The sequence below is a fragment of the Ruegeria jejuensis genome (assembly GCF_041537905.1).
Classification (GTDB): Bacteria; Pseudomonadota; Alphaproteobacteria; order Rhodobacterales; family Rhodobacteraceae; genus Ruegeria_C.
In genome coordinates, this window is sequence record NZ_JBGRUO010000018.1 from 47,828 (window position 1) to 72,924 (window position 25,097).

Genomic DNA, 25,097 nt, shown 5'->3' on the forward strand with positions numbered 1-25,097 from the left:
TCAGAGCGACTCGGTTTTAATTGTTTTTGCCCCCAAAATTACCGTCCGGCCGCGTGGCTTTTACACCGCGTTCCCCAGTCTGCGCCCATCCGGCTCACAATCCCATTGACCCCCCAATGGCATCGTTTCTTAGCGGGAGGGTGTTTTGCTCCCGGTCTTCTGTGCTGCCCAAACCCGCCTCGCCATTGGGCGAGGCGGGCTCTTGTCCCCGGCCGGTCAGGGGCAGCGTCCGGCACCGGGTTCCCAGGGTGAACCGGTCAGGCTCACCCGTATTGCGTTCCATTCAACTGCTATCGCGCCTCTCAAGGCCGCTTTCGGCGCGGCGCGCGATCATCTGGGCGCGGCGTGCGCCGCGGGTCCAAGGCAGTTGAACTTTCTGAGCAGACACGGCGGTGATCTTTAAGGTTGTATTGCGTCCCTTGATCTTCAACCCCGTCCCTCCTGATCCTGCTTGCGGGGCCGGTTCGGCACCGCATGTTCGACAGGATCAAAGTCGCAGTTCTTTGGGGCGGCGATTGGGCTGATCCGGGGAAAATAAGGGACGTTTGGAGGCAGCGCGGCGCCAGACGTTAAGAGCGCGCTAAACGAGGTTTCGCTCTGATATTTATGACAAAAACCAAAACGGATAACCTGTGTGCCAGCGGCAGGCGGTCCATCTTCGGCCACATTTGTGACACGTCAGAGCCGTCCACCTGCGATGTCAGAGGCGAATGGCCGAGATCAATCGACCGTAATCGGCCTCTTTGGCATGGGTGCTGCGACGATAGGAATAGAATCGGTCGGCATCGGAATAGGTGCAGTGCCGCGTCCATTCCGCCTGTTCGACCCCGGCGCGGCGCAGGCGGTGCAGCCCGAATGCAGGCAGGTCGAACTGCATCCGGTCGCCCTGTCCATTGGCAAAGAAACGCGCGTTTTCCGGGTCGTCCTGCATGAACTCGTCAAACATTTCAGGCCCCACCTCATAAGCGCGCTGCGAGATTGCGGGGCCGATCACGGCCATGGTCTTCGCGCGCTGGGCTCCCAGCCCCTCCATGGCATCGAGCGTGGCTTCCAGCACGCCGGAAAGCGCGCCGCGCCACCCCGCGTGGGCGGCGCCGATGACACCCGCCTTGGGATCGGCGAAAAGCACGGGCTGGCAATCGGCCGTCAGAATCGACAGCGCCAGGCCGGGCGTTGACGTCACCACCGCGTCGGCTTTGGGCTTGTCGGGCAGGGGGTGATCCACAATCACCACGTCGGGTGAGTGGACCTGATGCACGCCGACCAGATGGGTCTCGGGCACATCCAGCGCTTGTGCCACGCGCTGGCGGTTGATCGCGACCGCCTCACGTTGGTCGGATGAGCCGGTGCCGCAGTTCAGCCCGGCAAACACCCCGGACGACGCTCCGCCCCGGCGGGTAAAGAACCCGTGTCGAATTGGGGACAGGCCATCTGAGGTCAGGATTTCCAGTGTCATGCTTCCAGCCCGGGTGGAGGGTTCGCGGTGGCTGGATAGAGTCCCAGCACCTTGAACAGGTTTCCCATTTCCCCGGGATGCGTCAACCGGCGATGCGCGGAAATCAGAGATTGTAGCTCTGATCCGCTCAGGGGTTTCGCAAGATTTTGCGCGCGTTCGGTGATGCCCAGCCGCTCCAGAAACACGCCCTGCGGGGTCAGGCGGGTATGGGCGCAGCCCGCCTGTTGCGCGATCTGCGCCAAGGCTTCGAAATCCACATGCGCGGTCAGATCGGCCTGTCCGGGCTCTGCCAATGGATCGGTTTTCTGATGATGTCGCACCGCCTGCAGCGTATTGCCCAGCGAGTGCCAGTCACCGTAATCGACCAGCAGCGCCGCGCCGCCATGCGCGGCGATTCGCGCGGCGATACCGGTGATGACCGGACGCGCGGCATCGCATATCTCGACCAGATCTCCGGGTTCGGTATCCTCCAGTCGATGCGCCAGACCCGGTTGCGGTGCGTCGGCACCCAGTCCAAAGGCGAGCGCCTCGCCCTGCGCGCCAATCAGGCGTTCACGCCACCCCGAGGTCTCGCGGATGAATTGCCGGATCGGCAGCGCGTCAAAGAACTCGTTGGCGATCAGGAAGAGCGGCGCTTGGGGCAGGGTGTCGACATTGTCTGTCCAATGCGGATCGGCTGAAGCCAGTCTTTCCGCCTGCATCTGGCGCAAGGTTGGCGAGGCCTCGACCAGCATGACCTGTGCGGCGGCGTGAAACCCCGGCACCCCGGCGGTTGCGCGCAGCAGATCCGCCATCAGCGTGCCACGACCGGGGCCAAGCTCGGCCAGCGTGAACGGGTCTGGGCGGTCCTGATCCAACCAGGCTTGCGCCAGCGACAGTCCCAGCACCTCACCGAACATCTGACTGATCTCGGGGGCGGTGGTGAAATCGCCCCTGGCTCCGAACGGATCGCGGGTGGCGTAATAGCCGAATTCCGGATGCAGCAGGCAGTCGGACATGTACTGCGCCACGCTCAGCGGCCCGGTCTGGCTGATCCGTTCCAGCAGCAGGCCGCGCAGGCTCATGCCGGTGCGGCGCTGGCCGCGCGGTGTGCCCGCAGAATGAACCACAGCCCCAGCGCGATCATTGGCAGCGACAGGAGTTGCCCCATCGTCAGCCCATAGCCACCCACATGCCATGCCAGTCCCAGCGGGTTGCCGGGCGAGATGAACTGCGCGTCGGGCTGACGCAGGAACTCGACCGCAAACCGCGCGAGGCCATAGCCCGCAAAGAACGTTCCCATGATCTGGCCGGGCCGTTTGAATGCGCCGCGCCGATAGGCCAGCCAGAGCAGCAGTGCACCCAGTACCAGCCCTTCCAGCAGCGCCTCATAAAGCTGCGAGGGATGCCGGGCGCAAAGTCCTTCGACCCCCGGACAGCTCTGCGCGGCCCCGCCGGGAAAGATCACCGCCCAGGGCAGGTCCGACGGGCGCCCCCAAAGCTCGGCGTTGATGAAATTCGCCAGCCGACCCAGCAACAGCCCCGGCGGCACTGTATGGGCCACGAGATCGCCAAGGGTCAGCACGGGAACTTTCTGCCGCACGGCAAAAATCCAGGACGCGACCACAACGCCCAGCATGCCGCCATGAAAGGACATGCCGCCCTGCCAGACCATCAGAATCTCGATGGGATGGGCTAGGTAATAGGCGGGTTCGTAGAACAGCACAAAACCCAGCCGCCCGCCCAGAATCACACCCAGAATGATCCAGGTGATCAGATCGTCCAACTGCACGCGATTGAGCGGCGCATGATCTCCGGGCCAAAGTGCCGGGCGCGCGATGGCCATCCGCGCCAACTGCCAGGCGATCAGGATGCCGACGATATAGGCGAGCGCATACCAGCGCAGCGCAAAGTCGAAACCAAGCAGCGAGATGGTGAAGATCTCGGGCGAAAAATCCGGGAAGGTAAGAACAGCCTGCATGGCGCTTCAATGCCCATGCGGGGCAGTGCAAGTCAACCTTGAGACGCGGCGCAATCTTGCCCATATAGAGGGCAGCCGCGAAACCGGAGACATGACATGCAAAGCCGCAACAAAGTACTCGACGATATCTCGCAACTGATGACCAACGCGATGGGCGTGGCGCAGGGTGCACGGGAAGAGGCCGAAACCGCCATGAAGTCGATGATCGACCGCTGGCTGGCCGATCGCGATTTCGTCACCCGCGAAGAGTTTGACGCCGTGCGCGCCATGGCGCAGAAGGCCCGCGAAGAGAATGAAGCGCTGGCCGCGCGGATCGCCGCATTGGAAGAAAAGCAGGGCGGCTGACGCAACTTTACACGTATTCGGCATCAGGGCGCGCGGTGTATCATGCACCGGTGCGCCCTTTTTGCAAGCAATTCCCGGTTAATACCCCAATATTTCGGGCGAAGTGACAATCCCTCCACAACTTATTGCCGTTATCCCCAAAATTAGGGGTTGCCAGGTGAGCTGCAACGCAGCACCATATCTGGTACAAGCTGCGGGAAACGCCCCGGTTTGTAGAGCAGGCAACTAGCGCTGGGGCGCTGCCAGCCCCAATCCGCTAGAGATCAGTGAGGTGGCATCATGGCCCTTTCCGAGCAGTATCTGGAAGAAGACATTCATCCCATCGACATCGTCGAACATATCGCAGAGCACCATGACTGGGATTTTGATCGCATCGGGGACGATCAGATTGCCATGGCGGTTGAGGGACAATGGCGTACCTATTCCATCACGCTCGCATGGTCGGGCTATGACGAGACGCTGCGGATGGTCTGCACCTTTGAAATGGAACCCCCCGAAGACAAGATTCCGCAGCTCTATGAGCTGATCAATGCGATGAACGATCAGTGCTGGGCGGGGGCTTTCACCTATTGGGGCGGACAGAAACTGATGGTCTATCGGTATGGTCTGGTTCTGGCGGGCGGCCAGGTGGCCAGCCCCGAGCAGATCGACACAATGATCAATGCAGCCGTGCTGAGCGCCGAGCGCTATTATCCGGCGATCCAGCTGATGGTCTATGGTGATCGCAGCCCGGCGGACGCGATGCAGGTTGCCATTGCAGAGGCCTATGGCCGCGCATAAACCTTGACCCCGAACGTATCGACGGGAGGGGTGTCATGGATATGTCACGGATTGCAGCGCAGGGGCTTGTTCTGCTGGGCTGCGGCAAGATGGGATCGGCGATGCTGGCGGGCTGGCTCTCGGAAGGGCTGCCCGCTTCGTCTGTTTGGGTGATCGAGCCATACCCGTCAGACTGGCTGCGCGCACAGGGCGTGCATTTGAACGAGACGCTGCCGGGTGAACCAGCGATTGTTCTGGTGGCGGTCAAGCCGCAGATGATGGTTGACGCCTTGCCGGGGTTGCAGATCTTGGGTGGTGGTAGGACGCTGTTCGTTTCGGTCGCGGCCGGGACGCCAATTGGCACCTACGAAGAGATCTTGGGTGACGCCACCCCGATCATCCGCGCCATGCCTAACACCCCCGCTGCCATCGGGCGGGGCATCACCGCGCTGATCGGTAATACCTATGCCTCGGAAGAGCATCTCGATCTGGCCGATGGGTTGCTGGCCGCCGTGGGCCAGACCGTCCGGCTTGACAACGAAGGCCAGATGGACGCGGTCACCGGTGTCAGCGGCTCTGGCCCGGCCTATGTCTTTCACCTGATCGAGACGCTGGCTGCAGCAGGCGAGGCGCAGGGTCTGCCCGCAGCCCTGTCTATGCAGCTGGCCCGTGCGACCGTGGCAGGTGCTGGCGCGCTGGCCGAAAGCGCCGAAGAAAGCCCCTGCCAGTTGCGCGTCAACGTGACCAGTCCCAACGGTACCACGCAGGCCGCGCTTGAAGTGCTGATGCATGAAACACAGGGCTTTCCTGACCTGCTGCACCGCGCGGTGAGTGCCGCAACCGAACGCTCAAAGGAATTGTCCCGTGGCTGATATCTCGTTCGATGACTTCCTGAAGGTCGATATCCGCGTCGGAGAGGTGATCCGCGCGGAACCTTATCCCGAGGCGCGCAAACCGGCGATCAAGCTTTGGATCGATTTTGGCGATGAGATCGGCGTGCGCAAATCCTCGGCCCAGATCACTGCGCATTACACGCCGGAGGCTTTGATCGGCAAACAGGTTATGGCGGTGGTGAACTTTCCGCCGCGCCAGATCGGCAAATTCATGTCCGAGGTTCTGGTGCTGGGCCTGCCGGATGACGAGAAAGAGATTGTTCTGATCGGCCCCGACGGGACCGTGCCCAAAGGCGGAAGGATGCACTGATGCGTGTCTGGATCACACGCCCTCTGACAGAGGCGGTTGAAGCACGGGCGCGGGACGCGCTTGATGTGGAGTTCCGCACGGAAACCACGCCGCTCGACCGGGATGAGCTGCATCGGGCCCTGACCGAGTTCGACATCGTGGTGCCGACGTTGGGCGATCAGTTCAGCGCAGAAGTGTTTGGCGCGGTGCCACAGCCCCGTTGCCGCCTGCTGGCCAATTTCGGGGTCGGCTATAATCATATCGATGTCGCGGCAGCGGGCGCATCCGGGATCGCCGTCACCAACACGCCGGGTGCGGTCACCGATGCCACCGCCGATATCGCCCTGACGCTGCTTTTGATGACCGCGCGCCGCGCGGGTGAGGGCGAGCGGCTGGTGCGTGCGGGCAACTGGCAGGGCTGGCATCCGACCCAGATGCTGGGCCATCACGTCACCGGCAAGCGGCTGGGCGTTGTTGGCATGGGCCGCATCGGGCAGGCGATCGCGCAACGCTGCCATTTCGGCTTCGGGATGGAGGTGTCTTATCTGGCCCGCAGTCCCAAGGAACTGAGCTTTCCCGCCACGCAGGCGGATGATCTGCGCGGCCTCGCGGCCTCGGTCGATTTTCTGGTCATCGCGGTGCCGGGCGGGGCCGAGACCACTCATCTGATCAACGCGGATGTGCTGGCGGCGATGAAACCCTCGGCACTGCTGATCAATATCGCCCGGGGCGAGGTGGTGGATGAGGCCGCGCTTATCTCTGCCCTGCAGGCGGGGCAGATCGCGGGTGCGGGGCTGGATGTCTATGAGTTCGAGCCGAAAGTGCCTGATGCGCTGATCGGCATGCAGAATGTGACCCTGTTGCCGCATCTGGGTACGGCGACCGAAGAGGTCCGCACCGCAATGGGGCATATGGCGCTGGACAATGTTGCGGCCTGCATCGCTGGTCAGGATTTGCCGAACCTCGTGAGCTGACCCCGGTCGTTCGAACCGGCTCAGGGTGCCTCTGCGGGGAGGTCACCCATCGCCTCGCGCCAATGCTTACGGCAGAGCGAGACATAGGTTTCATTCCCACCGATCTGTACCTGCGCACCTTCCGTGATGGCACGCCCCTGTTCATCCTGCCGGATCACCATCGTGGCCTTGCTGCCGCAGGCGCAGATCGTGCGCACTTCGCGCATTTCATCGGCCAGCGCCAGCAGCGTGGCCGACCCCGGAAACAGCTTTCCCTGAAAGTCGACGCGCAACCCGTAGGCGAGAACGGGCACGCCCAGATCATCAACGGCGCGGGCCAGCTGCCAGACCTGATCAGGCGTCAGGAACTGGGCCTCGTCAACAAAGACACAGGCCAGCTGCCCTTGATCCAGCTTGCGGGCGATCATAACAAAAACGTCATCGCTGGTGGTGAAGGTATCCGCATCGGCACCGATGCCGATCCGCGAGGCGATCCGGCCTTGCCCGGCGCGCCCGTCGATCGCTGCCGTCATCAGATAGGTCTGCATGCCGCGTTCGCGGTAATTGTGGGATGCCTGCAGCAAGACGGTCGACTTACCGGCATTCATGGTCGAATAGTTGAAGTAGAGCTTGGCCATGAGCCCGGTCTAAATCGCGAGACGATCCGGGGCAAGTTGCTAGGGCAGGGGGAAAACCATCGTCTCCGCACATCCTTGCAGCTCTTGCGCTGCGCGGTTGGCAGCAGGCCGCGTTGGATGGCGGAGACATGTACCCCAGCTCACTCTCTACTCACAACAATGAGTCCGGAGGGCATAGGTAACGCCCACCAGAGCCCACTAGTTAACCGACGCCGTTTGACGCCCCCACTCTCTTAAAAACCCTCAGGAAACCTGAGGGATAGCCAATTTGTTACATTTGATTTAAGAGTCAGGAATGGGAAATATCCCGGGCCTTTCCCCTCTTGGTGACTGTTGGGGGGGGGCGACAGTTGAGAGAGGATAACAATGGCCGATATCGGGTCCTATCTGAAAAAGCACACCGAGGCGCTGGTCAAGGATGTGGGGATTGAGGCGGCTTGCGAACTGACAGGAAAGTCCAAGGCGACTTTGGGGCGGTATTATTCCGACAATTCCGAGCACCTTGATCGGTTCATGCCGGTTGATGCGGTAGCGCGGCTGGAACAGGCGGCAAGCTATCCGCATGTGACCTCGGCGCTGGCCGAGTTGAAGAACATCACTCTGTCACACGGCAGTGCCCCGGCCAATAGCGAGCGTCAGGGTGGGGTGAACGCCGATGTCATCGCCCTCAGTCAACGTTTTGCGATGCTGATGACGGAATATCAGGAAGCGATCGAGGATGGCATCATCACCGTGAACGAGGCCAAACGTCTGCTCAGGGAAACCGTGGCGCTGCAGCAGGTTCTGATCGATATGAAGCTGCATCTGCAGGAAGAAAGCACCTGAACCGGTGGACCTGATGACCTGCCGAATATCGTCCCCGAGGCGTTGCAACCGGTTGCCGTCGATGGCCTGATCGCCGAAGGTGACCCGACCCTTCCGCCGCGCATACTGAGCTTTACGGGTCGCTGCGCGATGTCAGCTATTCCCACGAATCTGCGGAAGAGGCCGCGCGTATCCTGCGCGCATTTGACTGCGAAGCACATATATTCGTTCCCGCCGGTCTGCCGTTACCCGATGATGCGGGTGCCTCGGAGCATTCCAAAGTGGCGGAGCTGCGCGACTTGGCGGTTGGGTCCGAGGGCATGGTCTGGTCCTCGCCGGAGCGGCATGGCGCGATGACCGGCCTGATGAAACTGCAGATCGACTGGCTGCCCCTGTCGCTCAAGGGCGGCATTCGGACGGCACAGGGCAAGACGCTTGCGGTGATGCAGGTCTCGCGCGGGTCGCGGTCCTTCAACGCAGTGAACCAGATGCGCATTCTGGGACGCTGGATGTGGATGGTCACCATCGCGACCCAAAGCTCGATCCCCAATGCATGGCTGGAATTTGGCGAGGAGGGGCGGTTGCCCGAAGGCCCATTCTATTGCGGGGTGATGGACGTGATGGAGGAGTTGGTGAAGTTCAACTATCTGGTGCGCGGGCGACGAGCCTACCTGCTCAATCGTCACTCAGAACGTGTCGAGAGCGTCGAAGAGGTGCATAAGCGGGTGTCGAAAACGACTTGAGCTTCGATCTGCTCAGACGCCCTGGCAATGTGATCTGATTGCCTGTCTCTGCCGTATTCAGTTCATAGATATTTTTTTTTGGAAAGGAATCGAGATGTCTGGAGGACATGTTTTGGGAATTGGGAGCAAGGAGTCGCTCGAAGAGAAGATTTCAAGGCTTGATAACTATCAGTTGACGGATAAGGGCTACTTACTTTTCACGATTCTCCACATCGTGGACGACATCGACGCTGACGCGTTCGTTTTCAACAACGAACGGGCCGAAGATTCCGCGGCTACAGAGCAAAGCGCCAAGCATGATACGTCCCTTGAGGTCAACGCGCTCGCGGGCACTATTGGTCAGACTTCGGTTGGTTCCCTCGCGTCCGCATCGTTGCAACATGCAGAGGATGTCGTTGAGCATATCGATTTCGAGGATGTCCTTTTTGAACCGGAAACCTACGAGAACATCCTCTAGGCCCGGCCTTGGCAAGAGGGTTTCCTCTTGCCTTGTCGCTCGTGCTGAACTGCGCGGGCGGACGTACAGCCCGCTGTGATCAGCTATGTCGCCGGACGATCACCGAGCCCACAGAATACCCGGCGCCAAAGGAGCAGATCAGGCCAAGATCGCCTTCGGTCAGATCGTCGGAATATTTGGAGAATGCGATGATCGAGCCTGCCGAGGATGTGTTGGCATAATCCTGCAGGATGTTGGGTTGCTCGCCCGCCTCGGGCTCGCGGCCCAGTACCTTCTTGCCTATGAAATCATTCATCGTCTTGTTGGCCTGATGCAGCCACAGCCGCTTCAGATCGGCGCTGCCGACGCCCTCGTCGGTCATATGATCGGTGATATGCTGGCTGACCATCGGCAGCACTTCCTTGAACACCTTGCGACCGTTCTGCATGAACTGCATGTCGCGGCGATCCTCCATGCCAGCAGGGCGCGAACGACGCAGGAAGCCGTTATTGTTGCGGATATTGTTCGAAAATTTGGTGGCGCAGCGGGTCGAGAGGACCTCGAAATGCGTACCTTTGGCGTCCTCGGCACGCTCCAGCACCACAGCAGTGGCCACGTCGCCGAAGATGAAGTGGCAGTCCCGGTCCCGCCACTCCAGATGTGCGGTGCAGATCTCGGGGTTAACCACCAGCGCCGAGCGGATGCTGCCCGAGCGGATCATGTCTGCGGCGGCCTGCAGGCCAAATGTGGCCGAGGAACAGGCAACATTCATGTCAAAGGCGAACCCGACGATGCCAAGCGCGTCCTGCACTTCGATTGCGACTGCCGGATAGGCGCGTTCGTGGTTGGACGCGGCGCAGATCACCGCATCGATATCGCCCGCTTTGCGATCCGCCTGCGCGAGTGCCTTTTCAGCGGCGTCCACAGCCATTTCGGTCATGAGCCCGGGCTCGTCATCGTCGCGCTGGCGCAGCAGCGGGTGCATCACTTCAGGGTCCAGAATGCCGGTCTTGTCCATCACATAGCGGTTCTCGATCCCGCTGGCCTTGAAGATGAACTCTTCCGACGAATGCTGCATCGCTTCGACGGAGCCTGCGGCGATCTCATCGGCATGTTCGTCATTCCACTTATCCGCATAGGCATTGAACGCCGTGACCAGCTCGGCATTGGTGACCACATCGGTAGGTGTGAAAACACCGGTGCCTGTGATGGCGGGCGTGTACATGGCTTGCTCCTGCGAAAAGACGATTTGCTTAAGATGCTGCGCGTGGCGGCAAGGTTCAAGGGGCGTCGCGCAGCACAAACTTGCTCATCTGCGGCATTTGACACTGCACACCCGCGCCTAACCGGCCTAGGCTGACCACAATTCAACCCATCAGCGCAGAGAGAATGCGATGACAATGACGGTTTCCCCCAAGCCCACAGACGCGCCGAGCAAGCTGTTAAGCGGGCAGAACATGCCCTGCTTCGAAGCGCTCTTGCAGCGCTCGCGGCCACATGACCCGATCCGCACCGCGATCGTGCACCCTTGCGATGAACATGCGCTCGAAGGCGCGATGCAATCCCGCGCGGAAACGCTGATCGAACCGGTGCTGGTCGGCCCGCGCGCCCGGATCGAGGCCGCTGCGGTTGAGGCTGGTATCGACCTGACCGGAATCGAGATCGAGGACGCGCCCCACAGCCATGCTGCCGCCGGACGCGCGGTCGAACTGGCGCGCGAAGGCAAGGTCGAGGCGCTGATGAAGGGCGCGCTTCATACCGATGAGATCATGGGCGCGGTCGTGCATTCCAAAACCGGGCTGCGCACCGAACGCCGCATGAGCCACGTCTTTGTGCTGGATGTCTCGCGCTATCCCCGGCCCCTGCTGGTGACGGATGCAGCGATCAACATCTTTCCCGATCTCGAAACCAAGGCGGATATCATCCGCAACGCGATCGGGTTGGCGCGCGCCCTCGGCATCGACCCTCCGAAAGTGGCGATTTTGTCGGCGGTCGAGACGGTGACCGAGAAAATCCCCACGACCGTCGAGGCGGCGGCGCTTTGCAAGATGGCGGATCGCGGCCAGATCAAGGGCGGCGAGTTGGATGGTCCGCTGGCCTTTGACAATGCGGTCTCGCCCGAGGCGGTCGAAGCCAAAGGCATCGTGTCTCCGGTGGCTGGGCAAGCGGATATTCTGGTTGCCCCCGATCTGGAGGCTGGCAACATGATCGCCAAGCAGCTGATCTATCTGGCAGGCGCGGGCTGTGCCGGTCTGGTGTTGGGCGCGCGTGTACCGATCATGCTGACCAGCCGGGCGGACGGGGTTGTCGCGCGGGTGATGTCGGCGGCGCTGGCCCAGCTTTATGTGCGTAACCGACATGGTGCAGTGCCGGGAACGCTGGCCAAGCCGATAACCGAGGATTGATGGCGAAGGAAGGGCTTGACCTCAACCTGACTTGAGGTCGTAGCAAGGTCATAGTCACGCGGAGAAGACCATGACCGACCTGCCTCAACCCTCTGGCTCGCCCGTTTCGGGCAGCGTCTCGTGGCGCGCGTTGCTGACCGGGCCCCATGCCGCTGCGCTGGCGTTGATCTGCCTATCGGTCTGGCTGCACGCTGCTGACAGCCTGATGGTCGCGACCATGCTGCCCGCCATCGTGGCCGAGGTCGGCGGTGCTGCGCTCGTGGGTTGGTCCGTGTCGCTTTATGAGATCGGCTCGATCATCGCGGGCAGTGCCAGCGCCCTGCTGACCATGCGCCACGGGTTGCGCAGACCGATGATCTGCGCCGCATCGCTATTCGCGGCAGGCTGTCTTGTCAGCGCGCTCAGCCCGTCCATGCCGTTGGTGTTGACCGGCCGCCTGTTGCAGGGTCTGGGTGGCGGTGGGTTGGTGGCGCTGGGCTTTGTCGCGGCGGGCGTGATCTTCCCGCGCAGCCATACCGCGCGGGTCATGGCGGCCATTTCGACGCTTTGGGGCGTGTCGGCCTTTATCGGCCCGCTGATCGCCGCCTTGTTCGTGGAATACGCCAATTGGCGTTGGGGATTTGCGTTTTTCGGCCTTCAGGCCGTTGCTCTGGCGCTCTGGGTCGCTCTGCGGCCGGAACCGGAGAACGCGCGCCGCACGGGCGAGGCGGGCCGGTTCCCGCTCAAGCGACTGGCGCTGCTGTCGGCGGGGATCGTGTTGGTTGCTGCAGCGGGGGTCGAGATCGGCCCGCTGCGCACGCCCGTTCTGATGGTTGCAGGGCTGGCCTGCCTTGCCGCATTTCTGTGGCTGGACGGGCGCGGCGCAGCGAGCCGGTTACTGCCACGCGCCGCCTTTGACCCGCGCCAGCCGACCGGCGCGGCGCTGTTGATGATCCTGTGCCTGTCGATGGCAACGATTGCGATCACCGCTTTCGGCCCGCTGCTGATCACCGCGATCCACGATGCCGCGCCCCTTGCGGTGGGCTACATCATCGTCTGTTCTTCGGTTGGCTGGACGCTCGCGGCGATCCTGGTCAGCGGCTCGCCCGAGCGCTACGACCGGTTCTTCATTGCGCTGGGCATGGGCCTCGTCTGTCTGAGCATTCCCGGTTTTCTCTATGCGGTGCCGCGCGGCCCGCTCTGGCTGATCGCGATGATGGCCGCATTGGAGGGGGGCGGGTTCGGCATGGCCTGGACCTTCATCCTCCGCCGTTGCACGGGGTTGGCCCCGCCGGATGAAGTGCAGCGCGTTTCAGGTGCGATCCCCACAGTGCAACGCGCGGGTTACGCGCTGGGTGCGGTTGTTGTCGGCATGGTGGCAAACGCGACCGGGTTTCTGGAATTGCAGCGCGAAGGAAGCGCCACCACCGCCTCTAACTGGATTTTTATCGCCTGCATTCCCTTCGCGATGATTGGGCTTTGGGCGATGCTGGCTTTCGTGCGCGGTAGACCCGCTACTCAGGTTCTAAGCAGAGACTCATAAGTCTATCCGGTGCGTCAAGAGCAGTCCCGTCACTCCTTCCAACGCGTGCTTCTAGTGCGAGCTCTACGAAGAACGGGCGAGCGCCAAGCCTTAGCACGCGAGGCGGAATTGTAGACACAGCTCAAACGATACAGCCTAGAGCTCATCTAGGCGCTTTGCTGTCCCCGACTACTAAATGTTGAGACTTTACCAAATTATGGTAAAGTACTGATGAGCAGCCGCAAGGAGATAGAACCATGAGGTCGTCGTTTGGGCGATACGCGCAAAAGTTGAGAGCTGATCGCGGCATGAGCCAAAAGGAGTTTGCCGAGGCCGCTGGGATAGCCCTTTCTCGGGTGAGCAACCTTGAATACCAGCGTACGGCAATCAGCGATGACGTTATAGGCGGATACATCAAAACTCTCTCGCTGAATGGAGAAGAAGCGCATCAGCTTAGAACGAGGGCCAATTTCTCAGATTCTGTTCGCAAAAAAACAGCGAACAATGAAGCTCAACCAACGCTTCAAGCAATGATAGAGTTATATGGTGACAAGATTTCACCTAGCGGACTCGCCAAGATACAGCGTGTGATTGAAGACGAACTTCAAGAAGACTTGGCAGCTTTGAGGTTTAGCTCAAACCAAACACCTGTCGCGCGAACCCGAAGCGCCAAACGAGCGAAGCGACCGGGCCTTTTAGCAGGACGATTCGCGGACTTGTGTTTGAGGGCGGCACAGGTCCGGATAAGATTTGCAGGAAATACGGAAGCACTCAAGCTGGGAAGAGTTCTCGAGGCTCTCGCCGCTTCAGATGAGCGTTTTGATTATCGTGTGGAACTGGCCCTGCCTTCGGTGGCGGAGGGTGCGTTCGCCTGCATTCTTGGTGATCGAAATGGGCACACCCTGTTGTTGGAGGAGGAACGGTATCTTGCGGCTGAACGTGGCCAGCAGTTCGCGAGACATGTCATTTGCCATGAGTTGGCGCATCACTTCCTGCATGGCAAACTGCTGGCTTCGAAGTCAGAATTGTGTTTTCCACCGCAGCAGCTGGCAATGAACTCTATATCCATGCTCGGTACGAGCCAACAAATAGAGCAAGTTGTAGATAGCGTCGTCGAAGCTGAAGCTGAGTGCTTTGCAACTTTGTTCCTGGTGCCTTGGGAGGCCTTCATGAAAGGAACACATGCAAAGTACCTTGCGAGCGATTTTGGTGAGCAGCAGGGAGAAGTAGAGAGATACTTCGGCTACTTCTCCCAAGATTCTGTCATTGATGCACTTAGATCGAAACTCTGGGAGCGAGGCGACAGAGATCATCCGATTTTTGCATAGCGGGGCGCTATTCCCTTATGCGAAGGGCGACATCCTACTAGACCTGAAGCGACTTCACCTCGACAGCGCCGTCCGCTTGCGCGCGGATTGCCAGCGCGGCGGCATGGGACGCGGCGGCGGTGGTGAAATACGGGATCTTGTCATAAAGCGCGATGGAGCGGATGGACTTTGAGTCCTCCACCGCCTGCGCGCCCTCGGTCGAGTTCATCACCAGTTGCACGCCACCGTTCTTCATCAGGTCGGTGACGTCCGGGCGGCCCTCATAGACCTTGTTGACCACGCCACACGGCACGCCATGGCCATCCAGCCAGCTTTGCGTCCCACGGGTGGCAACCAGCGTAAAGCCTTGCTCGACCAGCACTTTCGTGGCCTCCAGCATGTCCGGGCCTTTGTCGGCATCCTTGATCGAGATGAAGGCACAGCCCGAAGATGGCAGTACCATGCCCGCACCCATCTGCGCCTTGAGGAAGGCGCGGGGGAAGTCGCGGTCCCAGCCCATGACCTCGCCGGTCGAACGCATCTCGGGGCCGAGGATGGTGTCGACGCCGGGGAAACGGGCGAAGGGCAACACCGCCTCTTTTACCGAGAACCACGGCATGTTCGGATCGGCCAGCGTCATCTGGTCGGCGATCTTGGTGTCATCGACATGTTTGTAAGGTGGGCGCATCGGGAAGTTGGACAGCGGCTCGCCCGCCATCACCCGCGCGGCGATCGAAGCAATGGCGCTGTCGGTGGCCTTGGCCACAAACGGCACGGTACGCGAGGCACGGGGGTTGACCTCGATCAGGTAGATATCGTTGTCCTTGATGGCGAATTGCACATTCATCAGCCCGACAACGTTCAGGGCCTTGGCCAGTTTATGCGCCTGTTCCTTGACCCGTTCTATGATCTCGTCCGACAGCGAATAGGGGGGCAGCGAACAGGCGCTGTCGCCTGAGTGCACGCCAGCCTCTTCGATATGCTGCATGATGCCTGCCACATGCACATCCGTCCCGTCGCAGATTGCATCCACATCCAGTTCCACGGCGCTTGCCAGATAGCTGTCCAGCAGCACCGGGCTGTCGCCCGAGACAACCACCGCCTCGCTGATATAGCGCTCAAGCTGCGCCATATCGCGCACGATCTCCATTGCGCGGCCGCCCAGCACGTAGGAGGGGCGGATCACCAGCGGGAAGCCGATGTCCTCGGCAATTTCCAGCGCCTGCGCGTCTGTTGAGGCAATGCCGTTGCGGGGCTGCTTCAGGCCCAGATCATTGACCAGCGCCTGGAAGCGTTCCCGGTCTTCGGCCAAATCAATGGCATCCGGCGTGGTGCCCAGGATCGGAATGCCCTCGGCCTCCAGCGCGTTGGCCAGTTTCAGCGGGGTCTGGCCGCCGAACTGCACGATCACGCCATGCAGGGTGCCGTTTTCCTGTTCCTTGGTCAGAATTTCCATGACGTGTTCGAAGGTCAGCGGCTCGAAATACAGACGGTCCGAGGTGTCGTAATCGGTGCTGACAGTCTCGGGGTTGCAGTTGACCATGATGGTCTCATAACCCGCATCGGTCAGCGCAAAACAGGCGTGGCAGCAGCAATAGTCGAACTCGATTCCCTGACCGATCCGGTTCGGACCACCGCCGAGAATAACCACTTTCTTGCGGGCGCTGGGCCGCGCCTCGCATTCCACCTCGCCCATCATCGGGGCCTCATAGGTCGAATACATGTAAGGCGTCTGGGCCTCGAACTCGGCGGCGCAGGTATCGATGCGCTTGAACACCGCCGAAACGCCCAGATTTTGTCGCGCACGGCGCACGTTGTTTTCGTCCCGGCCTGTCAGCGCGCCCAGACGGGCATCGGTGAAGCCCAGCATCTTGAGCGACCGCAGCCCGGCCTCGGTCAGGGGCAACCCGTCGCGGCGCAGCTGCGCCTCGGCCTCGACTATCTCGCGGATTCGGGCCAGGAACCATGGGTCGAACTTGGTGACGCCGAAGATTTCATCATCGCTCAGCCCGTGCCGCATGGCCTGTGCGACGGTGCGCAACCGGTCGGGCGTCTGCTGACTGATGGCCTTGATCACGGCGGCCTTGTCGTCGGCTTCCTCCCAGGGACCCACGCTAAGGCCCGGAATGGCGATCTCGTCAAAGCCGGTCAGGCCCGATTCCATCGACGCCAGCGCCTTTTGCATCGATTCGTGGATGGTGCGGCCAATCGACATCGCCTCACCCACCGATTTCATCGCGGTGGTCAGGTAGGGTTCGGAGCCGGGGAATTTCTCGAAGGCGAATTTCGGGATCTTGGTGACGACATAGTCAATCGTCGGCTCGAAGCTGGCGGGAGTCACCTTGGTGATGTCATTGTCGAGCTCGTCCAGTGTATAGCCCACGGCCAGCTTGGCTGCGACCTTGGCAATCGGGAAGCCGGTCGCCTTGGACGCCAGCGCCGAGGAGCGGGATACACGCGGGTTCATCTCGATCACGACCATGCGGCCATCATCGGGGTTGATCGCCCATTGCACGTTCGAGCCGCCGGTTTCCACTCCGATCTCGCGCAGAACGGCAATCGAGCCGTTGCGCATGATCTGGTATTCCTTATCGGTCAGCGTGAGCGCTGGGGCCACGGTGATCGAATCCCCGGTATGCACGCCCATCGGGTCGATGTTCTCGATGGAACAGACGATGATGGCGTTATCCGCCTTATCGCGCACCACCTCCATCTCGAATTCTTTCCAGCCCAACAGGCTCTCATCGACCAGAATCTGGTTCACGGGCGAGGCGTCCATCCCGGTGCGGCAGAAATGGATGTAATCTTCGCGGTTATAGGCCACGCCACCACCGGTGCCGCCCATGGTAAAGGCCGGACGGATGATGGCGGGCAGGCCGATGCCTTCCAACTCGCCCAGGGCGATCTGCACGCCGGCATCCAGATCGGTGCTGCCATCCTCTTTCCTGGGGGCGGTGACGATGGTTGCCTTGGGGTTTTCGATGCCCAGCCGATCCATCGCTTCGCGGAACAGTTTGCGGTCTTCGGCCATTTCGATCGCGTCGCGGGTCGCGCCGATCATTTCGACGCCGAATTTATCCAGCACGCCCATCTCTTCCAGCGCCAGCGAGGTGTTCAGCCCGGTCTGCCCGCCCATGGTGGGCAGCAGCGCGTCGGGGCGTTCCTTCTCGATGATCTTGGCGACAACCTCGGGCGTGATCGGTTCGATATAGGTGGCATCCGCCAGCCCCGGATCGGTCATGATCGTGGCCGGGTTCGAGTTGACCAGAATGACCCGGTAGCCTTCCTCGCGCAGGGCCTTACAGGCCTGAGCGCCGGAATAGTCGAACTCGCAGGCTTGCCCGATGACAATGGGACCCGCCCCGATGATCATGATCGACTGGATGTCGGTTCTCTTCGGCATGGCCCAAACCCCTGTGATGTCGCGAGTCAACGGGCACACCCCTGCGCCCAAATTGTCCTGCGTTATAGGGGGCGCGCCAAAAGGTGCAAGGGGTATCGGAAACCATCAACAACCTGCCGCTTTCCCCCTTCCAGTTTTCTGTGGTTGCTCTATATCCGGAGCCCTCTGACACGGGGCTGGATGTGGACATACGCTTTGATCAGGGCCCGGCCGGTCCGGGCACGGCGTTTACCTCTGCCGAAGAGGTGATCCGCGCGGATGTTGCGGCGGATGTGCCGGTGGCGTTGGCTCGTATTGATGCCGCGCGCGCCTCGGGTAAATGGCTGGCGGGCTATGCCAGCTATGAGTTGGGCTATGTGCTGGAGCCCCGGCTTGCACCATTGCTGCCTGAGGATAGGCGGCTGCCGCTCTTGTGCTTTGGCGTCTATGACGTGCCCGAGGTGCAGGATGCGCAGATGCCCGGTGCGACGCTCTCGCAGCCAAAACCGCGCTGGGACGAGGCGCGTTACCTGCGCGCCTTTGAGCGTGTGCATGCGGCGATCGGGGCTGGCGACATCTATCAGGCCAATCTGACCTTCCCGATCGATCTCGACATCGATGGCGAGTCTGGGGCGCTCTATTCGGCGCTTTGCGGGGTTCAGCCCGTTCTGCACGGCGCTCTGGTCACGCAAGAGGGACTGCCCGATCTGCTCAGCCGCTCGCCCGAGCTGTTCTTTCGCACCGACGAAGATGGTGTCATTGAAACCCGCCCGATGAAAGGCACCCAGCCCCGCAGTGTCGATCCTGAAGAGGATGAGCGCAGCCGGGTGTTTCTGGCCGGTGATGCCAAGAACCGGGCTGAAAACCTGATGATCGTGGACCTGCTGCGCAACGACATCAGCCGGGTGTCGGTGCCCGGAACAGTGAAAGTGCCCGAGCTGTTCCATGTCGAAAGTTATGCCACTGTGCATCAGATGACGTCACTGGTGCGGGCGCAGCTACAGCCTGACAAGCAATTGTCGGACCTCCTGCGCGCGCTTTTTCCCTGCGGCTCGATCACCGGCGCGCCCAAGATCAAGGCGATGGAGATATTGCGCGACCTCGAACCCTGGCCGCGCGACATCTATTGCGGCACCATCGGTTGGGCCGCGCCGGATGGGCGCTCGGAATTCAACGTGGCGATCCGCACGCTGATGGTCGAGGATGGCGCTGTGACCCTGAATGTGGGCGGCGGTGTGGTCTGGGACAGCACCAGCGCCTCGGAATATGAGGAGGCGCTATGGAAAGCCCGCTTCGCCACCCAGCTGAGCCTGATTTCCGCCTGATCGAAACGCTGGGTTACGATCCTGCGCGTGGCTTTGCCCGGCTGGACTTGCATCTGGATCGTATGGGCAGTTCGGCGCGGGCGCTGGGCATCTCGTTTGACCGGGCTGCCGCGATCTCTTGCCTGAAAGGGGGGGAGGGCGACGCGCCGTTGCGTTGCCGCTTGACGCTGGATGCACGCGGCGCATTCGATCTGACCACCGGCACGCTGACGCCATCGCCCGCGCTGTGGCGTGTGGCGATTGCGCCAGAGCGATTGAACCCGGATGACCATTGGTTGCGCCATAAGACAACGCGGCGCGCGCTTTATGACACTGCCCGCGCGGCGTTGCCCGCCGGTGTGGATGAGTGGCTGTTCCTGAACACAAGAGGTGAATTCTGCGAAGGCACGATCACCAATCTTTTTGTGACCCGAGAGACAGGCGAGGTCATCACCCCGCCGCTGTCCTGCGGTCTGTTGCCGGGCATCCTGCGACAAGATATGTTGGCGCAGGGCAAAGCAAGCGAACAGATCGTCATCCTTGACGACCTGCACGCGGCTCGGCTCATATCGATGGGCAATTCCCTGCGGGGGCTGATCCAGGCGGAGCTGGTCGAGAGTGTTTAACGATCTGTCCCTCTACAACACGCCGAGCGAGCGACGGCTGAAGCTTGAGTTTGTCCTGTTCTATCTGGCCGCTCCCGTTTTCATTGCCGTATTCCTGCCGCCCACCATGATGTTTCAGGCGCTGTTTGCCTTTACCGGCCTGGGTCTGGCGCTGTTGCATTTCACCCCGGATTTTCGCTGGGCCGAGCTGCGCCATGGCTGGCGTGACTGGGCGTGGCGCGAACTGGTCCTTTTTGCGACCCTGATGCTGGTGCTCTGCGTGGCGCTGATCTACCTGCTACGACCAGAGGCTGCGTTCTTTCTGTTAAGCCAGCGCCCGGAACTGCTGGCTTTCATCTGGATCGGGTATCCGCTGGTCTCTGCCCTGCCACAGGAATTGCTGTTCCGCCCGCTGTTCTTTCGCCGCTACGGCGCGATCCTTCCGCAGGGCGCGCGCGCCGATATTCTGAACGCTGCGATATTCTCGTTTGCGCATCTGATGTATTGGAGCTGGCTGGTCGCACTGATGACTTTTGCCGGAGGGCTGCTGTTCTCCTGGGCCTATCGGCAGCGTGGCTCGTTTGTCTATGCGGTGCTGCTGCACGCTGTTGCCGGAAACATCCTGTTTGCGGTGGGAATGGGCGTCTATTTCTATTCCGGAAACGTGGTGCGGCCGTTTTGAGCCTGTTCCGTTCCGTGCTCCCTTGACTTCCCGCGCAAGCCGGGGTGTATCGGCGCGATCATTTCTGCGCCCGAAGGGAATTCTCCGATGCATGTCTATCGCAGCCACACCTGCAACGACCTGACCGCCGCCAATGTGGGCGAGACCGTCCGCCTGTCCGGCTGGGTGCATCGGGTACGAGATCACGGCGGGCTGCTTTTCATCGATCTGCGCGACCATTATGGCGTCACACAGGTCATGGCCGATCCAGACAGCCCGGTCTTTGCTGAGATCGAAAAGGTCCGGTCCGAATGGTGCATCCGCATCGATGGCAATGTGAAGGCGCGCGACGAAAGCCTGATCAACCCCAAGATCGCCACCGGCGAGATCGAGGTGTTCATCCGCGATATCGAAGTGCTGGGCGATGCGGGCGAATTGCCGCTGATGGTGTTCGGTGATCAGGAATACCCCGAAGAAACCCGGCTGCGCTATCGCTACTTGGACCTGCGCCGCGAGGCGATGCAGCAGAACATGACCCTGCGCTCTGACGTTGTCGCCTCAATGCGCCGCCGTATGTGGGACAAGGGGTTCCGCGAATACCAGACGCCGATCATCACCGCCTCCAGCCCCGAGGGTGCGCGCGACTTCCTCGTGCCTTCGCGTCTGCATCCGGGCAAGTTCTATGCCCTGCCGCAGGCCCCGCAGCAGTTCAAGCAGTTGATCATGGTGTCGGGCTTTGACAAGTATTTCCAGATCGCGCCGTGTTTCCGCGACGAGGACCCGCGCGCCGACCGTTCACCCACGGATTTCTACCAGCTTGACCTCGAGATGTCCTTTGTCGAACAGCAGGACGTGTTCGATACGATCCAGCCGGTTTTGCAGGGCGTGTTCGAGGAATTCGGCGGCGGTCGCAAGGTCGATCAGGACTGGCCGCAGATCAGCTACCGCGATGCCGCGCTCTGGTACGGCACCGACAAGCCCGACCTGCGCAACCCGATCAAGATGCAGGATTGCTCCGAACATTTCCGCGGCTCGGGCTTTGCCATCTTTGCCAAGCTGCTGGAACAGGACGGCACCGAAATCCGCGCCATTCCCGCCCCCACCGGTGGCTCGCGCAAGTTCTGCGACCGAATGAACAAGTTTGCCCAGCAAGAAGGCCTGCCGGGTATGGGCTATATCTTTTGGCGCGATCAGGGCGAAGGGATGGAGGCCGCAGGGCCTTTGGCCAAGAATATCGGCCCCGAACGCACCGAAGCGATCCGTCAGCAATTGGGACTTGAGGTCGGCGATGCTGCCTTCTTCCTAGGTGGCAAGCCCAAAGCCTTTGAAAAGGTCGCGGGCAAGGCGCGCGATGTCATTGGCGCGGAACTGGGTTTGACCGATCAGGACCGTTTCGCCTTTGCCTGGATCGTCGATTTCCCGATCTACGAGCAGGACGAGGAAACCGGCAAGATCGACTTCGAACATAACCCGTTCTCGATGCCTCAGGGCGGGATGGACGCGCTGGAGGGCGACCCGCTCAAGGTGCTGGGCTATCAGTATGACCTGTCCTGCAACGGTTATGAGCTGGTCTCGGGCGCGATCCGGAACCACAAGCCCGAGATCATGTTCAAGGCCTTCGAGATCGCAGGTTATGGCAAGGATGAAGTCGAGAAACGCTTTGGTGGCATGGTCAATGCCTTCCAGTACGGCGCGCCGCCGCATGGTGGCTGCGCGGCGGGCATCGACCGGATCGTGATGTTGCTGGCCGATACGGCGAATATCCGTGAGGTCATCATGTTCCCGATGAACCAGCGCGCCGAAGACCTGATGATGGCGGCCCCCTCCGAGCCCACCAGCGACCAACTGATGGAACTGGGCCTGCGCGTTATTCCGCAGGAATAAGCGCGGCCTGTTCGCAAATATCTGCCGGCGCGCGACGGAATCCGCGCCGATCTGCGTTTAATGGTCTCAAGAGCGTGATTTCGGTGGTCCGGGCCTCTATGTTAAGCCTCGGGCGATCCTAGAACTGAGGAGGGCAGAGGTGCGCTATTCTCCGGAACTGGCGGCGATCCGGTTTGGGTGCGGGTTGTCTCCTGTTGTGCCTCCGCCGCGGTCGGTCAGCGATCTGCTGGACGGGCTGACCGGACCCGATGAGATGGCCCGAACCTATCCGATCGAGCCGTTTGACCGGTACCAGGACCGGTTGATCGACCTTACCGCCCTCTGGAAGGCGCATCGCAAAGCCAAAAAGCGCGAGGCTAAGGGCAAGCTGCGCGACCAGATAGATGCGGTCCGCGATCAGGCGCGGCGCGATGCGTCGGTCTGGTTTGCCCATACGCTGATGCGCTGGATCGATACGCAGAGCGGCCTGCGCGAACGGCTGGCATTTTTCTGGGCCGACCATTTCACCGCGCGTGGCAAGGACGGTGCGATCCGCTATTCCGGCCTGCCTTATGTGGAACAGGCGATCCGCCCCAAGATGACCGGGTATTTCTCGGATTTGCTGATCTCGGTCACCACCCATCCGCTGATGCTGCACTATCTCGACCAGGCCTATTCGATCGGCCCCGGCAGCCCGATTGCCCGGAAAAAGCCGGGCCGGGGGCTGAACGAAAACCTCGCGCGCGAGGTACTGGAATTGCACACGATGGGCGTCGATGGCGCCTATACACAGGCCGATATCCGCGCCCTGGCCGAGCTATTCGCCGGGTTGAGCTATGATTGGGCGGGCGGTTTCCGCTACCGGGCCGATTTTGCGCAACCCGGGGGCGAGACGGTTCTGGGCCGGTCTTACGGTGGTGCGAAAGCGTCGCTGTCACCGGTGTTGGAGTTCCTGCGCGATCTGTCGGTCCATCCCGATACAGCCCGCCATATTGCCCGCAAACTGGTGGTACATTTCGTTTCGGACAAGCCTGATCCCGATCTGGTCGCGCATGTGGCGCGGCGCTACCGTGAGAGCAATGGTCACCTGTTGACGGTTTATGGCGCATTGCTGGAACACCCGGCGGCCTGGCAATCCGAGTTGATGAATGTTAAGCCCCCCGCCGATTTTGTTGCCTCGGCCTGCCGCGCGCTGAATGTGCGCCCCGATCGGCTTGATCTGGACCGCCCGGGCCGGTTGCGCCGTCGAATTGTCCAGCCGATGGCCGGGATGGGGCAGCGCTGGATGGCACCCGAAGGGCCGGATGGCTGGCCCGAAGAGGACGCCGCCTGGATCACACCGCAGGGTCTGGCGAGCCGAATATCATGGGCCATGATCCGGCCCCGACAATTGGTGGGCGACCTGCCCGACCCAAGGCGGTTTCAGTGGGATGCGCTGGGCTCTTATGCGCCCGCATCGGTGCAGTTTGCGGCGCAGGCCGCGGAAACGCGGGCCGAAGGGATCGGTCTGGTGTTGGCATCGCCAACGTTCCAGCGGCGATAGGAGGGGCATACGATGGCACTTGATCTGACACGACGCAGCTTTCTGACCCGATCGGCCCTTGTTGGCTGCTCGGCTGCGGCCAGCCCTCTGCTGACGCGCGTCAGCTTTGCTGCGGCGCCCTGGGACACAAGGCTGGTGGTGATCATCCTGCGCGGCGGCATGGATGCGCTGGATGTGGTGCGCCCCCTTGGTGATCCCGACTATACCAGCGCACGGGCGGGGCTCCTGCGGCAGGACGATCCGGTGATTGATCTGGACGGGTTCTATGCGCTGCATCCGGGGCTGCAACCGCTGCTGCCGCTCTGGCGGGCAGGGGAGTTCGGTGCAGTGCAGGCGGTGGCGACGCCCTATCGCGACAAGCGCAGCCATTTCGACGGTCAGGACCTGCTGGAAGCGGGCAGTATGGGGTTGGGCGATGTGGCGGGCGGCTGGCTGAACCGGGCCCTGGGGCAGGTGCCGGGCGTGTCCTCGCGCACCGGTTTCGCGCTGGGTCATGGCGAGATGAAGGTGCTGGCGGGTGACACGGCGGTGACCGACTGGTACCCCGATACGGCTCTGTCTCTCAGTCCGCAAGCCGCCCTGCTTGCCGAACAGATGATGGCCGAAGACCCGTTGTTCCATGGGGCCTATGCGCAGGCCATGGCGCTTATGGGAGACGGGCAAGAGGGCGAGGCCGCCACCAACGGAGCCGCCAAAGGCAAGCGCCGACCGCCCGAGCATGTGAACATCGCCAGCTACGCCGCTGAACAGTTGCGCGGCGATGCGCGTGTCGTCGGCTTCTCGCTCAATGGTTGGGACACGCACCGGGCGCAGACGAAGGGGTTGACCCGTGCGCTGAAGCGGCTGTCGCAAACGATCCTGACGCTCAAGCGCGATCTGGGCGCGCCGGTCTGGGGCAAGACCGTTGTGCTGGCCATGACCGAGTTCGGCCGCACCGTGCGTCAGAACGGCACCGGGGGCACCGATCATGGCACCGGTGGTGCGCTGCTCTTTGCGGGTGGCGCGGTGCGGGGCGGCCAGGTGCTGGGCGACTGGCCGGGTCTGCAGGAAAGCGCGTTGCTTGATCGACGCGACCTGATGCCGACCGCAGATCTGCGGGCGTATGTTGCGGGTGTATTGCAGGGGGTGGCGGGGCTGGACCGGGCCGCGCTTGAAGGCACGGTTTTCCCGGGGTTGGATATGGATGGTCCTTCTGGATTGCTGCTATGATCCATCGCTGCGTTGCGGGCGCAAAAACACGGTTGACTCGG

Annotated in this window: 22 protein-coding genes and 1 pseudogene; 17 read left to right on the forward strand and 6 right to left on the reverse strand. The window is 61.6% G+C overall.

Annotated elements, in window-relative coordinates; all coding sequences use genetic code 11:
- Positions 1 to 700 precede the first annotated feature (700 nt).
- Genes pgeF through lgt form a run of 3 tightly spaced genes read right to left on the reverse strand, consistent with a single transcriptional unit; the run spans position 701 to position 3,416 of the window.
- A complete protein-coding gene (pgeF, locus tag AB1E34_RS18655; RefSeq protein ID WP_372573827.1) occupies positions 701 to 1,456 on the reverse strand; it encodes a peptidoglycan editing factor PgeF in 756 nt (251 codons plus the stop codon).
- Positions 1,453 to 2,520: a class I SAM-dependent methyltransferase gene (locus tag AB1E34_RS18660; RefSeq protein WP_372573828.1), complete on the reverse strand. Its 1,068-nt coding sequence runs from the start codon at positions 2,518 to 2,520 to the stop codon at positions 1,453 to 1,455. Before AB1E34_RS18660 ends, pgeF begins: the two co-directional genes overlap by 4 nt.
- Positions 2,517 to 3,416, reverse strand: a complete 900-nt coding sequence (gene lgt / locus AB1E34_RS18665) for a prolipoprotein diacylglyceryl transferase (RefSeq protein ID WP_372573829.1) — start codon at positions 3,414 to 3,416, stop codon at positions 2,517 to 2,519. Before lgt ends, AB1E34_RS18660 begins: the two co-directional genes overlap by 4 nt.
- 96 nt (positions 3,417 to 3,512) lie before the next feature.
- Between lgt and AB1E34_RS18670 the strand changes: the two genes are divergently transcribed.
- From AB1E34_RS18670 to AB1E34_RS18690, 5 genes are all read left to right on the forward strand, one after another.
- The gene (locus tag AB1E34_RS18670; protein ID WP_306200362.1) at positions 3,513 to 3,761 is read left to right on the forward strand and encodes an accessory factor UbiK family protein; all 249 of its coding nucleotides are present in this window, start codon (positions 3,513 to 3,515) and stop codon (positions 3,759 to 3,761) included.
- A gap of 279 nt (positions 3,762 to 4,040) precedes the next feature.
- The gene (locus AB1E34_RS18675) at positions 4,041 to 4,541 is read left to right on the forward strand and encodes a type III secretion system chaperone family protein (protein ID WP_372573830.1); all 501 of its coding nucleotides are present in this window, start codon (positions 4,041 to 4,043) and stop codon (positions 4,539 to 4,541) included.
- Between the two features lie 35 nt (positions 4,542 to 4,576).
- Entirely contained in the window at positions 4,577 to 5,392 is an 816-nt protein-coding gene (gene proC / locus AB1E34_RS18680) for a pyrroline-5-carboxylate reductase (protein WP_372573831.1), read from the forward strand.
- Positions 5,385 to 5,723 (forward strand): tRNA-binding protein, encoded by a 339-nt coding sequence (locus AB1E34_RS18685; RefSeq protein ID WP_372573832.1) that lies wholly within the window; start codon positions 5,385 to 5,387, stop codon positions 5,721 to 5,723. The genes proC and AB1E34_RS18685 overlap by 8 nt, the downstream gene beginning before the upstream one ends.
- Positions 5,723 to 6,676, forward strand: a complete 954-nt coding sequence (locus tag AB1E34_RS18690) for a 2-hydroxyacid dehydrogenase (protein WP_372573833.1) — start codon at positions 5,723 to 5,725, stop codon at positions 6,674 to 6,676. Before AB1E34_RS18685 ends, AB1E34_RS18690 begins: the two co-directional genes overlap by 1 nt.
- 20 nt (positions 6,677 to 6,696) lie before the next feature.
- Here AB1E34_RS18690 and AB1E34_RS18695 read toward each other — a convergent pair whose 3' ends face one another.
- Positions 6,697 to 7,293 (reverse strand): thymidine kinase, encoded by a 597-nt coding sequence (locus tag AB1E34_RS18695; protein WP_372573834.1) that lies wholly within the window; start codon positions 7,291 to 7,293, stop codon positions 6,697 to 6,699.
- Positions 7,294 to 7,659: 366 nt separating this feature from the next.
- On the opposite strand from AB1E34_RS18695, the gene AB1E34_RS18700 reads away from it, so the two are divergent.
- The 3 genes and pseudogenes from AB1E34_RS18700 (at position 7,660) to AB1E34_RS18710 (ending at position 9,297) form a co-directional block, all read left to right on the forward strand.
- Positions 7,660 to 8,118 carry a hypothetical protein gene (locus AB1E34_RS18700; RefSeq protein ID WP_372573835.1) on the forward strand — a complete coding sequence of 153 codons (459 nt, stop codon included), beginning with the start codon at positions 7,660 to 7,662 and terminating at the stop codon, positions 8,116 to 8,118.
- An 18-nt stretch (positions 8,119 to 8,136) separates the two neighbouring features.
- Positions 8,137 to 8,840, forward strand: a pseudogene (gene arsH / locus AB1E34_RS18705) (arsenical resistance protein ArsH).
- Positions 8,841 to 8,934: 94 nt separating this feature from the next.
- Entirely contained in the window at positions 8,935 to 9,297 is a 363-nt protein-coding gene (locus tag AB1E34_RS18710; RefSeq protein ID WP_372573836.1) for a hypothetical protein, read from the forward strand.
- Between the two features lie 79 nt (positions 9,298 to 9,376).
- On the opposite strand, the gene AB1E34_RS18715 is transcribed toward AB1E34_RS18710, so the two are convergent.
- Positions 9,377 to 10,501, reverse strand: coding sequence for a beta-ketoacyl-ACP synthase III (locus AB1E34_RS18715; protein ID WP_372573837.1), 1,125 nt, complete (start codon positions 10,499 to 10,501; stop codon positions 9,377 to 9,379).
- Positions 10,502 to 10,676: 175 nt separating this feature from the next.
- Here AB1E34_RS18715 and AB1E34_RS18720 point away from each other — a divergent pair, with 175 nt between their 5' ends.
- The 3 genes from AB1E34_RS18720 to AB1E34_RS18730 all read left to right on the forward strand — a co-directional run bounded on the left by AB1E34_RS18720 (position 10,677) and on the right by AB1E34_RS18730 (position 14,510).
- Complete coding sequence (locus AB1E34_RS18720; RefSeq protein ID WP_372573838.1) at positions 10,677 to 11,681, forward strand: bifunctional enoyl-CoA hydratase/phosphate acetyltransferase; 1,005 nt, start codon at positions 10,677 to 10,679, stop codon at positions 11,679 to 11,681.
- A gap of 70 nt (positions 11,682 to 11,751) precedes the next feature.
- A complete protein-coding gene (locus tag AB1E34_RS18725) occupies positions 11,752 to 13,203 on the forward strand; it encodes an MFS transporter (RefSeq protein ID WP_372573839.1) in 1,452 nt (483 codons plus the stop codon).
- Positions 13,204 to 13,439: 236 nt separating this feature from the next.
- Entirely contained in the window at positions 13,440 to 14,510 is a 1,071-nt protein-coding gene (locus AB1E34_RS18730) for a helix-turn-helix domain-containing protein (protein WP_372573840.1), read from the forward strand.
- 37 nt (positions 14,511 to 14,547) lie between these two features.
- Here AB1E34_RS18730 and carB read toward each other — a convergent pair whose 3' ends face one another.
- Positions 14,548 to 17,892 carry a carbamoyl-phosphate synthase large subunit gene (gene carB / locus AB1E34_RS18735; protein WP_372573841.1) on the reverse strand — a complete coding sequence of 1,115 codons (3,345 nt, stop codon included), beginning with the start codon at positions 17,890 to 17,892 and terminating at the stop codon, positions 14,548 to 14,550.
- A 182-nt stretch (positions 17,893 to 18,074) separates the two neighbouring features.
- Here carB and AB1E34_RS18740 point away from each other — a divergent pair, with 182 nt between their 5' ends.
- The 6 genes from AB1E34_RS18740 (at position 18,075) to AB1E34_RS18765 (ending at position 25,056) form a co-directional block, all read left to right on the forward strand.
- Complete coding sequence (locus AB1E34_RS18740) at positions 18,075 to 19,196, forward strand: aminodeoxychorismate synthase component I (protein WP_372573889.1); 1,122 nt, start codon at positions 18,075 to 18,077, stop codon at positions 19,194 to 19,196.
- Positions 19,151 to 19,801: an aminotransferase class IV family protein gene (locus tag AB1E34_RS18745; RefSeq protein WP_372573842.1), complete on the forward strand. Its 651-nt coding sequence runs from the start codon at positions 19,151 to 19,153 to the stop codon at positions 19,799 to 19,801. The genes AB1E34_RS18740 and AB1E34_RS18745 overlap by 46 nt, the downstream gene beginning before the upstream one ends.
- Positions 19,794 to 20,462 carry a CPBP family intramembrane glutamic endopeptidase gene (locus AB1E34_RS18750; protein WP_372573843.1) on the forward strand — a complete coding sequence of 223 codons (669 nt, stop codon included), beginning with the start codon at positions 19,794 to 19,796 and terminating at the stop codon, positions 20,460 to 20,462. Before AB1E34_RS18745 ends, AB1E34_RS18750 begins: the two co-directional genes overlap by 8 nt.
- Before the next feature lie 87 nt (positions 20,463 to 20,549).
- Positions 20,550 to 22,325 carry an aspartate--tRNA ligase gene (gene aspS / locus AB1E34_RS18755; RefSeq protein ID WP_372573844.1) on the forward strand — a complete coding sequence of 592 codons (1,776 nt, stop codon included), beginning with the start codon at positions 20,550 to 20,552 and terminating at the stop codon, positions 22,323 to 22,325.
- A 139-nt stretch (positions 22,326 to 22,464) separates the two neighbouring features.
- Complete coding sequence (locus AB1E34_RS18760) at positions 22,465 to 23,847, forward strand: DUF1800 domain-containing protein (RefSeq protein ID WP_372573845.1); 1,383 nt, start codon at positions 22,465 to 22,467, stop codon at positions 23,845 to 23,847.
- Positions 23,848 to 23,859: 12 nt separating this feature from the next.
- Complete coding sequence (locus tag AB1E34_RS18765; RefSeq protein WP_372573846.1) at positions 23,860 to 25,056, forward strand: DUF1501 domain-containing protein; 1,197 nt, start codon at positions 23,860 to 23,862, stop codon at positions 25,054 to 25,056.
- Positions 25,057 to 25,097 lie beyond the last annotated feature (41 nt).